16 protein-coding genes and 1 riboswitch are annotated in these 14,029 nt (G+C 40.1%); of the genes, 11 read left to right on the forward strand and 5 right to left on the reverse strand.

Annotation, left to right across the window (positions count from 1 at the left end):
• Positions 1–236: 236 nt before the first annotated feature.
• A riboswitch (purine riboswitch) is annotated at positions 237–336 on the forward strand.
• A gap of 118 nt (positions 337–454) precedes the next feature.
• Together xpt and pbuX are read left to right on the forward strand one after the other, a co-directional pair.
• Complete coding sequence (gene xpt / locus EBQ12_RS13235) at positions 455–1,039, forward strand: xanthine phosphoribosyltransferase (RefSeq protein ID WP_125590305.1); 585 nt, start codon at positions 455–457, stop codon at positions 1,037–1,039.
• Positions 1,036–2,355 carry a xanthine permease PbuX gene (gene pbuX, locus EBQ12_RS13240; RefSeq protein ID WP_039165638.1) on the forward strand — a complete coding sequence of 440 codons (1,320 nt, stop codon included), beginning with the start codon at positions 1,036–1,038 and terminating at the stop codon, positions 2,353–2,355. Before xpt ends, pbuX begins: the two co-directional genes overlap by 4 nt.
• Positions 2,356–2,419: 64 nt before the next feature.
• On the opposite strand, the gene EBQ12_RS13245 is transcribed toward pbuX, so the two are convergent.
• The gene (locus tag EBQ12_RS13245; RefSeq protein ID WP_125590307.1) at positions 2,420–3,274 is read right to left on the reverse strand and encodes a polysaccharide deacetylase family protein; all 855 of its coding nucleotides are present in this window, start codon (positions 3,272–3,274) and stop codon (positions 2,420–2,422) included.
• Between the two features lie 817 nt (positions 3,275–4,091).
• Between EBQ12_RS13245 and EBQ12_RS13250 the strand changes: the two genes are divergently transcribed.
• From EBQ12_RS13250 to EBQ12_RS13275, 6 genes are all read left to right on the forward strand, one after another.
• Entirely contained in the window at positions 4,092–5,189 is a 1,098-nt protein-coding gene (locus EBQ12_RS13250; protein ID WP_017359717.1) for a type III polyketide synthase, read from the forward strand.
• The gene (locus tag EBQ12_RS13255; RefSeq protein ID WP_017359716.1) at positions 5,189–5,698 is read left to right on the forward strand and encodes an isoprenylcysteine carboxyl methyltransferase family protein; all 510 of its coding nucleotides are present in this window, start codon (positions 5,189–5,191) and stop codon (positions 5,696–5,698) included. Before EBQ12_RS13250 ends, EBQ12_RS13255 begins: the two co-directional genes overlap by 1 nt.
• An 85-nt stretch (positions 5,699–5,783) precedes the next feature.
• A complete protein-coding gene (locus EBQ12_RS13260; RefSeq protein WP_223251174.1) occupies positions 5,784–5,870 on the forward strand; it encodes a Fur-regulated basic protein FbpC in 87 nt (28 codons plus the stop codon).
• A gap of 132 nt (positions 5,871–6,002) precedes the next feature.
• A complete protein-coding gene (dynA, locus tag EBQ12_RS13265) occupies positions 6,003–9,596 on the forward strand; it encodes a dynamin GTPase (protein WP_125590309.1) in 3,594 nt (1,197 codons plus the stop codon).
• 41 nt (positions 9,597–9,637) lie between these two features.
• The gene (locus tag EBQ12_RS13270) at positions 9,638–9,901 is read left to right on the forward strand and encodes a YpbS family protein (RefSeq protein ID WP_008346351.1); all 264 of its coding nucleotides are present in this window, start codon (positions 9,638–9,640) and stop codon (positions 9,899–9,901) included.
• 274 nt (positions 9,902–10,175) lie between these two features.
• Positions 10,176–11,063, forward strand: a complete 888-nt coding sequence (locus EBQ12_RS13275; protein WP_125590311.1) for a 5'-3' exonuclease — start codon at positions 10,176–10,178, stop codon at positions 11,061–11,063.
• A gap of 37 nt (positions 11,064–11,100) precedes the next feature.
• Here the strand turns inward: EBQ12_RS13275 and EBQ12_RS13280 are convergent, their stop codons facing one another.
• From EBQ12_RS13280 to EBQ12_RS13290, 3 genes are read right to left on the reverse strand one after another with little or no spacing between them, the layout of a single operon-like run.
• The gene (locus EBQ12_RS13280; protein ID WP_008346357.1) at positions 11,101–11,226 is read right to left on the reverse strand and encodes a hypothetical protein; all 126 of its coding nucleotides are present in this window, start codon (positions 11,224–11,226) and stop codon (positions 11,101–11,103) included.
• Between the two features lie 43 nt (positions 11,227–11,269).
• Complete coding sequence (locus EBQ12_RS13285) at positions 11,270–11,665, reverse strand: reverse transcriptase-like protein (protein WP_035703313.1); 396 nt, start codon at positions 11,663–11,665, stop codon at positions 11,270–11,272.
• 1 nt (position 11,666) lies between these two features.
• On the reverse strand, positions 11,667–12,356 hold the full coding sequence (locus EBQ12_RS13290; protein WP_007500834.1) for a queuosine precursor transporter: 690 nt from the start codon (positions 12,354–12,356) through the stop codon (positions 11,667–11,669).
• A gap of 94 nt (positions 12,357–12,450) precedes the next feature.
• Here EBQ12_RS13290 and EBQ12_RS13295 point away from each other — a divergent pair, with 94 nt between their 5' ends.
• The 3 genes from EBQ12_RS13295 to EBQ12_RS13305 all read left to right on the forward strand — a co-directional run bounded on the left by EBQ12_RS13295 (position 12,451) and on the right by EBQ12_RS13305 (position 13,660).
• Positions 12,451–13,122 carry a ribonuclease H family protein gene (locus tag EBQ12_RS13295; protein ID WP_035703310.1) on the forward strand — a complete coding sequence of 224 codons (672 nt, stop codon included), beginning with the start codon at positions 12,451–12,453 and terminating at the stop codon, positions 13,120–13,122.
• Between the two features lies 1 nt (position 13,123).
• Positions 13,124–13,306 (forward strand): zinc-finger domain-containing protein, encoded by a 183-nt coding sequence (locus EBQ12_RS13300; RefSeq protein ID WP_008346366.1) that lies wholly within the window; start codon positions 13,124–13,126, stop codon positions 13,304–13,306.
• Between the two features lie 171 nt (positions 13,307–13,477).
• Complete coding sequence (locus EBQ12_RS13305) at positions 13,478–13,660, forward strand: hypothetical protein (protein ID WP_008346368.1); 183 nt, start codon at positions 13,478–13,480, stop codon at positions 13,658–13,660.
• 51 nt (positions 13,661–13,711) lie between these two features.
• On the opposite strand, the gene cspD is transcribed toward EBQ12_RS13305, so the two are convergent.
• A complete protein-coding gene (cspD, locus tag EBQ12_RS13310; protein ID WP_003215784.1) occupies positions 13,712–13,912 on the reverse strand; it encodes a cold-shock protein CspD in 201 nt (66 codons plus the stop codon).
• Positions 13,913–14,029 lie beyond the last annotated feature (117 nt).

Consider the following 14,029-nt stretch of genomic DNA (forward strand, 5'->3'; position numbering starts at 1 on the left):
GCTCCGGTGCTCGCCCTTCCTAGACTGCAAAGGTTTTCTATCACGCTGAAAAGAAGACAAAGGGCTAAAATAAAGTTCATTTTAGCCCTTTGTCAACAATCTGAGGCACCCTTTAATCAGAAGGGTGCTTTTTTGCTGCTTGAATATTCTAAAAACGAACGTTTAAAGCTTAATGATTATTTAAGTTCGGTATTTTTCTAGAAAAGTGCTTTCCAAGCGTCTGAAATCTTGTTATAATTTGAACACTATGAAACACTCATATAATCGCGTGATGAAGGCACGCAAGTTTCTACCGGACACCGATACCGTCCGACTATGAGTGAGCAAAATGAAACAGCTTTTGTATGAGCTGAAGATCCCGTGGATCGTTTTCGCATTGCTTGCTCCTTAATGGACAGCAATGCTTTTTTTATGCAAAAAAATGAAAGTTGCTAATATGCTGGGAGGAAGAATGATGGAATTGTTACGTCAAAAGATCGAGAACGAAGGAATCGTTCTGTCAAATCAAGTGCTAAAGGTAGATGCTTTTTTAAATCATCAAATTGACCCTGTGTTAATGCATGAGATCGGTCAAGAGTTTGCTAGATTATTTAAGCATGATGGAATTACTAAAATTATCACAATCGAATCTTCTGGTATTGCACCTGCTGTCATGGCTGGACTTGCCCTTCATGTGCCAGTTGTTTTTGCCCGAAAGCGGCAATCACTGACTTTAACGGATAACCTTTTGACAGCAAGTGTGTATTCTTTTACCAAAAAAGTAGAAAGTACGATCGCTGTCTCTAACACGCACCTTAGTGAGGATGATTGTGTGTTAATCATCGACGACTTTTTAGCAAATGGAGAAGCCGCTAAGGGACTAGCTGCAATCGCAAAGCAAACGAAAGCAAAAGTAGCTGGTTTTGGAATTGTTATCGAGAAATCATTCCAGCCTGGAAGAAAAGAGCTTGTGCAAATGGGCTATAGAGTCGAGTCACTCGCACGTATCGAATCGCTCGAGGAAGGAAAAGTCACGTTTGTACGCGAGGTACAATCATGAGTGCCGCTAAAAAAGCCAAAACCCTTTCGCTAGGGATACAGCATGTACTGGCGATGTATGCAGGTGCGGTTCTTGTCCCGCTCATTGTTGGAGATGCGCTTGGGCTCACGCCAGCCCAGCTGACGTACTTAATTTCGGCAGATATTTTCATGTGCGGTGCCGCCACACTGCTTCAAGTATGGAAAAACCGCTTTTTTGGCATCGGTTTGCCTGTTGTACTAGGCTGTACATTTACTGCGGTCTCTCCTATGATTGCGATTGGCTCTAAATATGGAATTTCGTCTATATATGGAAGTATTATCGCCGCAGGGTGTATTGTCATTGCTCTTTCATTTTTCTTTGGGAAGCTTGTGAAATTCTTCCCGCCCGTTGTCACAGGTTCCGTCGTCACGATCATTGGAATTACCTTAATTCCGGTAGCCATGAACAATATGGCAGGTGGTGAAGGAAGTGCAGACTATGGTTCTTTTGAGAATCTTGGACTTGCTTTTCTAGTGTTGTTTATTATTGTCCTTCTCTATCGATTTACAAAGGGATTCATGAAAGCCATTGCCATCTTAATCGGCATTCTACTTGGGACAGCAGTTGCTGCTTTCTTAGGGAAGGTGGAGACGGCAGAAGTGGCGAATGCACAAGTTTTCCGCATCATTGAGCCTTTTTACTTTGGGTTGCCTACTTTTGAGTTTGCACCAATCATGACGATGACATTAGTTGCCATTGTGTCATTAGTCGAATCAACGGGTGTATACTTTGCGCTCGGAGATTTAACGAATCGTTCATTAAAAGAGAAGGATTTAGCAAAGGGATATCGTGCAGAGGGAATTGCCGTCTTATTAGGCGGTATCTTCAACGCTTTTCCATACACAGCCTACTCCCAAAACGTTGGATTGATCCAATTAACAGGTGTGAAGAAAAATCAGGTCATTGTGGTGACAGGGGTATTATTAATGGTATTTGGCCTTTTTCCTAAAATCGCGGCATTTACAACGATTATTCCTAAATCCGTTCTAGGCGGTGCAATGGTTGCCATGTTTGGCATGGTCATTGCGTACGGGATTAAAATGCTCTCACGCGTCGATTTTGCAAAACAGGAAAACTTACTCATTGTCGCATGCTCAGTTGGCATCGGGCTCGGAGTAACGGTGGTACCGCAAATGTTTGATCATTTGCCAGAATCGATTAAATTGTTAACAAGTAATGGAATTGTCGCCGGAAGCTTTACCGCTATTTTGCTTCATATTATTTATCACATGATTCCTTTTAAAAAAGAAACAGAGCAGGAGCTAATGGAAGAACCTAAGCAATCTGTTATGTAAACACTTCTCTTGGAGAGGTGAAAGCCCGCATCCTTTGGATACGGGCTTGTTGTGATTAGCGCTATTAATGTTGTACCGGCGGCATTGTTTCGTTAATGACTGCAAAAGTATAGCCCCTTGCTTTTAGTTGTGTAATCAGGCTATCTAAATAGTTCGTGGTAGAGGGTTGATCATGCATTAAAATAACTTTTGGTTCCCATGGTTTATTTTTCTCAAACATTTGCAGTTGATTCAATACCTCTTGAACATATTGTGAGTTTTTATATCTCCAGTCAAGGCTATCAATCGTCCAATCCCAGTAAATAAAGCCATTTTGGTTTAAACGTACTTTTTGATCATATGTTAAATTTGGAACACTGCCATAAGGTGTTCTCACAAGACGGGTGTAAACGCCTGTAACAGAAGCAAGAATGAGCTGAGCTTCTCTCATTTCATTTGCGGGAGACTCACTGTTCTGATAAAAGCGGTTTATATCATGCGTCATGCCATGAAGCCCTAATTGATGTCCTTCTTGATAAAGTCTTTTCACCGCTGCTTGGTGAGCTTGGATTTGCGGTCCAAGCATGAAGAATGTCGCCTTCACTTGATGTGCTTTTAAGACATTTAACAGCTGATTTGATGTAGCAGAAGGGCCATCATCAAATGTTAAAAAGACCGTTTTATTCGTTGCCTGTTGGTTTGGATTGGTCTTAAATTGTTGATCCAATGTTCTTGTAGACTGATCTTTTGCTTTCAGACTGATACTTGTGTCTCGGAAGTCACTGCTAGCAACAATTGTTGCATGCCCATTTGTCGCCTGCAAATGGGGTTTAGACATATCCCAGATAAAAACGAGAAACAGTGTAAGAAGCACTAAACCAATTATCTTCGAGAGAAATATCGTGTTGTAGGGTGTCTGTTTTTTGGACACCTTTTTCATGACAATCACTCCAGTCAATTAAATTTTGTGCCGAATCATGTAGTAGATTCTGTCTTTTTTCACTGTTTTTCATGGTGTTCATATTGATTAAGTATACAGGAAAAAAACACCTTTTTATATATAATCATCAAATAAATTAGCATTTTATGGTTATTTATTTGTGTTGATCAGAAAAAAGGTGATCCATTCATGTTTAAATGAAATAATTCTGAATAATAATCGAAACGTTGGTATTTATACGCTAAGATAGCAACAGATTTAACCATTAATGCGAAGTGAAAGGAGATTCCGTATGAAAGTGTTGTAAAATGACGATTTCATTGAAAAAAGGATGCTCATGTGGATATTGGAGATAGAGGCTAACTATCGCGAAATACATAGAGAAAAGCTCTTACCCTACAAAATAAAGAAGAAACAAAAAAAGCAAAGTCAGTACAACTGAATCAGAGATTGGCTACTATGTAAAAGGTGAATGTGAAAAGTCATTTGCTTATTCCTTTCATACAGCACTTTTACTTGAAGTAAAGGTGGGGTTTGTCTACGGTCTGCACTTCTCATTTGAGAGGTGTTTTTTTGCATAAAGCTATGTTAACTAATTCTATTAAAATTGCATAAAAAAAGCAGGTTCGCTTGGCTTGGAACGAACCTGTGAAGGAGGAAAACTACATCATGTTTTCACCTATATTATCCAATATTTATCAATTGTCGTCAAGACAAAAAGTTAGACGGAGGAAAATATTTTGACTGAATTGTGTCGTTTTGGCATGTATATCCTTTTTTTGATTGGGGATATTAACCGAAAAAAGAGGTGAAGCCGATGGCATACATTCTTTCAGTTGGAACAAGTCTGCCAAAACATCATGTGGATCAGCAAGCAGCTGCTCAATTTGCAAGATCTCAATTTAAACGATCGTTTAAAGACATTGATCGACTATTAAAAGCTTTTAATAATGGCGAAATAGAGAGCAGACAGTTTGTACAGCCTATTGATTGGTATCAAGAACATCACTCTTTTGAAGAGAAAAACAACCTCTATATCGAAAAAGCATTGGCTCATGCGAAAGAAGCCGTTTTTCACTGTCTGCATGAAACAGCATTTCTTACAAAGCCAGTTCCTTTTGATGAGATTGATGCTTTGTTTTTCATCTCCAGTACAGGGTTATCAACGCCAAGTCTTGATGCAAAGCTGATGAATGTTCTTCCATTTTCTCCTTATACGAAACGAGTGCCAATTTGGGGGTTAGGCTGCGGGGGCGGGGCGGCAGGCTTATCCCGAGCTTATGAATACATCAGGGCGTATCCAGAAGCGAAAGTGCTCGTTGTTGCCTGCGAGCTTTGCAGCCTCACTTTTCAGCCGCAAGATCAATCAAAAAGCAATTTAATTGGAACCTCGCTGTTCGGTGACGGGACTGCGGCCGTTCTTTTAACTGGAGAAAAGGCCGCCTCTAAGTATACGCGGTTAAAAACGGTTCCTAAAGTGCTTGGCACGCAGTCAGTGACCATGAAAGATTCTGAGGATGTGATGGGATGGGATTTTACCGCCGACGGATTTCGGGTCATCTTCTCACGTGACATTCCGTCCATCATTTCTGGCTGGTTAAAAGAGCAAGTGGATCACTTTTTACATCAACTAGGGTTTTCAACAGAGGATGTATCCGTATTTCTTGCTCACCCTGGAGGAAAAAAAGTGATTGATGCCTATCTTGAAAGCCTATCTTTACAAGAGCATCAGCTATTTTCTTCAAAAGAGGTTCTGAAACAGCATGGAAACATGTCCTCTGCCACCGTTTTATATGTCATGAAGCATTTTCTTGAACATCAGTCACTAGATGCAGGACAGGTGGGGCTTTGCGGAGCACTTGGTCCAGGCTTTTCGTCAGAATTATTGCTCATGAAATGGGAGGGGCTCTCGTGATGATTTTCTGGATAGTGATTGGCATTTTCATTTGTCAGCGCCTCATTGAAGTGCTTGTGGCGAAAAGAAATGAAAAGAAGGTGAAGGCGATCGGAGCAATTGAATTTGGTGCAAGCCATTATCCTTATATGGTCGCTATGCATGCAGCTTTTTTCCTCTCGCTTATTGGAGAGACATGGCTGCTGCATCGTCAACCGTCTCGTTTTTTCCTATTGCTGCTTGTGTTCCTTCTTGCTACCCAGGTGATTCGGTACTGGGCACTATGTTCACTTGGGACGTATTGGAATACAAAAATCTTAGTCGTTCCAAATGCGATGATTGTGAAAAAGGGGCCGTATCGCTGGTTAAAGCATCCTAACTATGTGGTGGTGGCGATTGAACTGATGTTCATTCCGCTGCTATTTAACGCATTTATTACTGCCATTTTGTTTACGTGTTTAAATGGATGGATGATGATGGTCAGAATACAAACAGAAGAAAAAGCGCTGAATCAATATTTACTAAATTAATATTGAAAATCATTATCAATTGTGCTACACTTTCATTATTGATAAACATTCTCAATCATGAAGGATGGACGGTGATCACATGACAATGATTTTCTTACTCGGTACGGTCTGTGTATACAGCTTATTGATTGGCTTCGTATTAAAAGGTGTTTCAAAAAAATCTGCTTCCTGATTGCAGTCCATTGTGACTGATCGGGCAGCAGATTTTTTTTATTTCCTCAGATCAGAAGAAAAATCTCTTTATTTTGTGTAAAATGGTACACATACATAACTGACTTTTCTAAAAACAAAGGGGTTTATCGTCATGAAAGACTTGTCTATTCGAGATTCGCTCGTTCAAACTACAGGTGCTTTATATCAAAGCCTTCTGAAAAGGGATGATCACGAGCGCGCAGCCAAACTTGCATCTATTATGAAAAAGGAAGCTGAAGAAGAAGTATATATCGCATTTACCGGCCACTATTCTGCTGGTAAGTCATCACTAGTGAATCATCTTCTTCATGATCACATCCTGCCCACAAGCCCAATTCCAACGAGTGCAAACTTGGTTGTTGTCAGGAAAGGGGTCAGTGAAGTTCAGCTCCATACGTCTGATGGACGCTTTGCAAAAATGAGCGGTTCTTATGATAAAGAAGCGGTGCAGCGTTTTTGTAAAGATGGGGAACAAATTGAGATGGTGGAAATTAGCGGTGATTATAGTGGACTTGAAGAAAAAGTGGCACTCATTGATACGCCGGGAATTGATTCAACGGATCATGCGCACTTTTTATCCGCTGCTTCGATTCTTCATCAAGCGGATGCTCTTTTTTATGTCGTTCATTATAACCATGTCCATTCTGAAGAAAACATTCGCTTCATTCGCTCGATTAAAGAGAAAGTGCCTAATCTTTATTTCATCGTCAATCAAGTGGATCGGCATGATGAACAAGAGACAACTTTTGAAAACTACAAAAAACAAGTCGTTGAGATGCTTTTAAAAGAAGGCATTGAAGAAGAACATCTATATTTTACTTCTGTGACGGATGAGGCACACCCAAAAAACGAAATGATCCGTTTAGTGAAGAAGCTACAAGAATTACAAACCATGCCTAAAGCATCACTTCGAGCCTATACAGAGCAGAAAATCGAACATGTTTTAAAAGAACATATAGACTCGTTAAAAGAAGAACTGCATGAAGAGGACCTTGACGCGCAGCTTCAAGAAAAAAGGAATGAAGTGAAAGAACTAGAAGAGAAACGCCGATTTATTGAAAATGGTGCAAAGCAGGTAGAAGATAAAGTGTCTTCTGAAGTAGAGAACATCTTAAAAAATGCAAACCTCACGCCATTTAAGATGCGAGAGCTTGCAAGTGACTATATCGAATCGAAAGCACCTGGCTTTAAAGTGGGTTTACTTTTTGCAAAAAATAAAACCGAGCAGGAAAAGGAAAAGCGGGCAAGTGATTTCTTAGCAGATGTAAAAAAGAGAATGAAAGCGGAAGTTGACTGGCACATTGCCGAGCTCCTTAAAAAAGAAATAAAACAGCATCAGCTTGGGGAAGCGTTATTAGACAAAGCCATGGCATTTGAGACACCTGTTGAAGAATCCTTGCTTGAAAAGGTCATTCGCCAAGGGGCAACTTTTTCTAACGAATATGTTCTTCAATATGCGAAAGATGCTGGTGAAGCATTGAAAAGACAGGCAAAACAGCAAGCGCTTCAATTGATTGAACAGATGATTGAGACCTTGAAAGACCAGCTCCGGAATGAACAAGAGAAGCAAGAGGAAAAATGGAAACAAGCGAAACAAGAGCTTCAGAGCCTTGAGGAGTATAACGAAAAAAATGAACAAATAAGACAGGATATTCAGCATTTATGGGATATTTGGCAAAACGGAACGGATGATCATATCCCAGGCGACTGGTTTTATGCGAAAAAGCAATGGATGCAGCACGACCAGCTGGAGAAGAATCGCGCATCAATTCATGTTGAAGAGAGCGATCAAGCAACTGAACGGATAGAGCGCGATCAATACCGCCAATCACAGCATTTAACAACAGCACAATCAATTGCACAATTTAAAGAGCTTTCCCGCATTTTATCGCCTTTAGATATTCTAAAGTCTCAAAGAGATTCCTTTGAAAAACGAACAGAACGGCTGCAGGCAAAAGAATTTACACTCGCTTTATTTGGCGCTTTTAGTTCTGGAAAATCTTCTTTTGCCAATGCGCTTGTTGGACGGAAGGTGTTACCATCATCACCTACGCCAACAACTGCGACAATTAACAAACTGACACGACCTACGGAAGATCATCCTCATGAAAGTGTCAAAGTGGTGTTTAAAACCAAGCAGGACATTCTAGAGGAACTCGATCAGATTCTTGGATTTTCGATCGCAACAGAAAAAGGAGATTCGTTTAAGGCAAAGCTGGAAAGAGTACTGAAAAAACGGCAGCTCGAACAGGATCACCGAATCATTGTAGAACATTTCCTACAAGCCTATGCCAAGTTTCATGATGACATTGACAACCAAACCAATTTACATGTCACACTTCAAGAATTAAAGCCTTATGTAGCGGAAGAATCTGTTTCTTGTGTGGTGAAGGAAGTGACGGTGTATTTAAGTACACCTTTGACAGATAAAGGACTGACGATTGTCGATACACCAGGTGCTAGCAGTATGAATAAGCGTCATACAGAAATCGCCTTCCAGTATATGAAGGATGCAGACGCCCTTCTTTATTTAACGTATTATCAGCACTCTTTCTCAAAAGCTGATCGCTCATTTTTACGGAAGCTTGGACTCGTAAAAGATTCCTTTAGCATGGATAAAATGTTCTTTATCATCAATGCAGCTGATTTGGCTAAGGATCAAGCAGAGCTTGAAACCGTATTTGACTATGTACGAAGCGAGCTCACAAAAGAAGGCATCCGCAATCCAAACCTGCATCATGTGTCTAGTAAGGAAGAGATCGAGGGGAAAGAGCCGACATCTTATAATCAATATGCAACACTGAGAAAACAGCTCGACTATTTTATTGAGGAAGAATTAACGAAAGATGCCATTGAACTTTTGCATTTTGAAGCTAATACATTATGTACAACGGTCGATAGACTACGTGCGACCTTGCATCAATCAGAAGATGAGAAAGAAGCTGAAAAGAAAAACATCAAGACATCCTATGAAGCCATTCTCGAAAAAATGCAAGATGTGAAACGGTCTAAACTTGTGACCGAAAGCGTAAAAAAAGACGTGCATGAACAGCTCTATCATATTGTACAGCGGCTTTCATTATTTGCGAATGATCTATTAAAGTCGGCTTTTTATCCTGGCATATCTCAAGGGAATTTTGGTCAGCAGTTAAAAAAGGCACTTGAGAAAGCGTTAAAGGAGTATGAATTTGAATTTGTGCAGGAGCTCAAGGCACTTGATATCCGAATGGAATCGTTTATCCATCATTATTTCCAGGAGGAGTGGGAAAAAGGGATGCAGGCTGCATGTGCGGAAGATCCTTACTTTTCTCTTAGCCTGTCAGCCCCTGAGGAGAAAAATGCTGAGCTAAAACAAATTGAAGTTGAAGCAGAGATTACACCATTTGAGCCGCTTTTAAAGAAACAAAAATCAGCGAAAGCCTTCTTTGAACAAAATGAAAAGGCTACGTTTATTGAAACCATTCGAGATGTTCTACATCAAATGACAACACGTTGGGCAGATAACGAAAAAGAAGAGTTGCTGAGCAGATATGAAAAGCTAGTGAAGACCTATACGGAAAGGTACGAACAAGATGCTCTCCAACAGCTCAATGAGCAAAAACAGACATTTATGACAAGCCTTACAACAGATGCTGAAAAACAGGCGGTCATTGAACAAGTTTATGAACAAACAAATGAATGGAAGAACCAGTTGAAAACGATATGATTCATGGTAGACTATATAAAAAAGAAAGCAGTTGATAGACGATGACGAGCGTACACGAAGAAATTTCTGCACATTCACAGAAACAACATGCCCACATCCAATCTTTTCTTGCACTTGAACAAAAAAGAGAGCAGGCGATTGAATCGGCTGTGAAAAAATGTGAACACAATGAACCATTTTCAACAGATGAGATCAACGCCATTACGTCTAAAATGAATGAGCTTGCCCGAGGCGGAATTGTTCCCCTTCGTAAACATGTCACGATTGAGATGGTGGAGGAATACACCCAGCGTAAACAGAAGTAAAGAGTAACTTTCTCATTTTTGGTCATCTTAACAAATGAACCAGAAAGGGGAATGATCATGGCAAAAAAGCAAAACGTAAAGCAGCAGGAGGAGCGCATGCCGAAGGAAAAAGGCATGCCATCCTACGCAGAAGCGGAAACGAAAAAAATGCAATATGGTAAAAAGTAATCGGGCTGCCTCTTCTTTATCAAAAGAAGAAGGCGCCTTTTTTATGTTCGTTTCGATGTTCTATGATAGAATAGGAGTATTGTTTATAAAAAGGGAGTTTAGATGAATGAATAAACACGTATTACTTGTAGATGGAATGGCCCTTCTTTTTAGGTCGTTTTATGCGACGGCTGTCCATCGCAATTTTATGATAAATGATCGTGGTGTGCCGACAAATGGAGTGAATGGTTATTTGAAGCATTTGTTAACAGCTGTCCAAACATTTGAGCCGACTCATATCGTATGCTGCTGGGATATGGGGAGCCAGACATACCGGAACGAATTGTTTCAAGATTATAAAGCCAATCGAGGCGAGGCGCCTGTTGAGCTTATCCCGCAGTTTGATTTAGCAAAAGAGGCGACAGAAGAACTGGGGATCATGAACATTGGTGTGAAAGGTTTTGAAGCAGATGATTGTATTGGAACGCTTGCATCAATCTATCAAAACGAAGCACATGTGACCGTCTTAACAGGAGATAAAGATTTGCTGCAAATCTTGAATGAACAAGTGACCGTGGCTTTAATGCAAAAAGGCATTGGGAATTATAAGCATTATACAAAAGCCCTTTTTGAAGAGGAAATGGGCATATCTCCAAAGGCACTGATTGATATGAAAGCACTGATGGGTGATTCTAGCGATAATTACCCTGGTGTAAAAGGAATCGGCGAAAAAACAGCATTGAAATTTATTCAAACGTATGAAACGATTGATCGACTGTTAGAAAATGTTCATTCATTAACGGCAGCTCAGCAAAAGAAAATGCAAGCAGGATTAGAAGATCTGAAGCTTTCTCGTATACTGGCAGAAATTAAATGTGATGTACCACTCAGCTGTGCGATTGACGAAACAAAAATAAAAATGGATCCAGAGCGGGCAGCGGCAATGCTTCGCTTGCATCAAATTAAAGGGATCGAACCAATGGTGAACCGCTTAAGTCAATTAGGAATCAGTTAAGGTTAGAAAAAAAGAAAGGGCTAAAATCAAGTTCATTTTAGCCCTTTGTGTTGCTTTTTTTCGCCTTATTTTCTAATTGCGATATTGGCTGTTTATCTTTTGTCTGCGCATCACCTTGAGGAGTCGTTCCGTTTGTGACACGGCCTCTGTTCTCTTTATCCAATTCGTATCACCTCACCCATTAGCATAACCAAAAGAAAAGCGATTCATCCTTTTGAAAGGTGAATCGCTTTTCTAGCGAGCTGATCAGCCACTTGATTTTCCTTGCTCGGAATCCACTTAATGAAAAATAAATCAAATTCGCTTTGAAGCTGCAGCATTTCTTCGATAAAATGACGAAAAGATGGATTTTTAGCAAATCCTGCATTGGCTGCACGATCTACTACTTGTGAATCAGTGCGGAATGAAACGGTCCGTAATCCTTTTTCTACGCAAATTTTCATGCCTTCAATGAGCGCGGAAAACTCTGCTTCATGATTGCTCATGGTGCCAAGAGGAATGGAGAAAGACTCAGCTTTTCCGTCATATTTCAAGAAAATGCCGATGCCAGATGGACCTGGGTTTCCGGCACTAGCACCGTCAATATATATTTCAGCTGGCAATTTATTTCCCCCTTTCATCAATCGGAACCATTTTTTTCGCCGCATAGGCATAAGGTGTGCCAATGGCAGCGACGATAAATTTAATCACATAAGTCGTGATGAAAATTTCGATCCATATATGGAATGGGTAGGTCCCAAGAAAGGCAATGGTTGTGAAAACGAGTGTATCAAGCAGCTGGCTAATCATTGTACTCCCCGCATTTCGCAGCCAGAGCGCACCATCTGAAGGAAATATCCGGCGAATAAACGAATATACATAAACATCTAACATTTGACTGATGATATAAGCAGCAAGGCTACCAAGAGCGACCCTTGGCATAAAGCCAAATATCGTTTCTAATGATGATTGGGAAATGTCAGATGGAGCGGGATGGAAAAGCAAAGCCTCCTGCATGACAACAGTTAATGTTAAAAGGGTGGCAAAGCCAATCCAGACAGCTTTTTTCGCTTCGGTTTGTCCATATTTTTCATTGAGGACGTCCGTTGCAAAAAACACACTGCCGTATAAAATGTTGCCAAGTGTTGCCGTTAAGCCAAATAATTCAACGGTTTTGACCACTTGTAAATTGGCCGCAACTGTTGCAAAACCAATCCATACGAAAAGCCCCATCTTGCCAAATCCTTTATAAAATAGAAGAACAATGATAAAATTAATGATCGCAAATAAGATCCAAATACCTTCATTAAACAAGTGACATGAACTTCCTTTCTAAATGTAAAATGTAACTTTTTGATTATAGCATAACGAACGTTTACCTTAAAAGTATGGGAAGGCGATGTGATCAATGAAACTAAGAGCACACTATACAATGAAAGTGAAATCGATTGGGTCCATTGCTTTTTTCCAAGAAAATTGGATGGAGCTCAAAGAGGCCTTGCTTTTAGCAAAACATATAGACAAAAAAGAACCGCAGTCACTTCTATCATTTGAAGATGAAAAGGGTGCGATGTGGTCGACGAAAGAACTTGAAAAGCTAAACGAAGAACTTAGGCTTGAACCCGATCAGCTTCAGGTCTATTTTGATGCGAGTTTTCGCAAAGAAACAGGTGATGCTGGGCTTGGAATTGTCGTGTATTATCAGCTCGGACAGGATGCATACCGGTTAAGGAAGAATCAGCCTTTTCAGAGCACCACGAACAATGAGGCAGAGTATGCGGCTTTATTTGAAGCGGTAAAAGCTTTAAAAGAACTGGGAGCCAGCAGAAACTCTGTTACGATTAGAGGAGATTCTCTTGTTGTGATGAATCAGCTCAAAGGGGAATGGCCTTGTTATGATGATATACATAACAAATGGCTCGACCGAATTGAGGCTGCGATCAAAGAGCTGAAGCTCACGCCAACATATGAAGTCATCGATCGTAAACAAAATGCAGAAGCAGATCAGCTTGCCAGACAGATACTTGCAGACGTCCCTATCGAAAGTAAGTTGAAATTAGAAGCAGACGGAGCTGAATAAAGTGGATAAAAAAACAGCAGTAAAAGAATTAACAGATCTTCAAGACACGTATTGTTCAGATTGTTTGATTAAGAAGCACTTTCGTAAAGAATTTGGTAAAAAATACGCGCACTCCTTTTGTATTCAGCAATGCACGGTAGGAGAGAAGATCAAACAATACGGGAATGAATTACTAAAAAAATAAGCGTACACTCCGGTTTTCCCCTAGATGTATCATACGCTCACGAAAAAAAACGAATAGAATGTGTAAAAAAAGAACATATTCTGAAAAATGAGCCGATATAACTATAGAAAGTTTTGGTTGAGTTACTTTTTGACTAAGTGACGGATAATAGAGGAAAAGGGGAAGGCCGGCATGGATAATAAGGATTTTGAAACGGTATTACATCGGACATTTCAAGAGGTGTACAGTGATCTAGAGCAACTGGTAGATGTTGCAAAGAAGGGAAGACCTTTTCTCGAAAAAGATATCTCTGAAATTGAACAAAGATTAAAGCAAAATATTTTAGCGATTGAAATTCAGCTGAAAATCAAATAAGAGAGGCATACGCCTCTCTTTATTTTGTCGTTTCATCATTGATTGAGTTGATTAGATTTTTGTTACGTTTGCAGCTTGAGGTCCACGATTACCTTCAACGATTTCAAAAGAAACTTCTTGTCCTTCTTCTAGAGATTTGTAACCGTCACCTTCGATAGCTGTGAAGTGAACGAATACATCGTCTCCGCCTTCAACTTCAATGAAGCCGAAACCTTTTTCATTATTGAACCATTTTACTTTACCGTTTTGCATATTGCTTTTTCCTCCTAGTACTGTAGCACACCTTTTGGCATACTAAAAAAAATTTTTCATCACCTAACGACTTAAGAAGTTGTTAAATGATGGTTCCACTATACACCATCAAAAGTA

The organism is Bacillus sp. 2B09 (assembly GCF_003946835.1).
GTDB lineage: Bacteria > Bacillota > Bacilli > Bacillales > Bacillaceae > Bacillus > Bacillus altitudinis.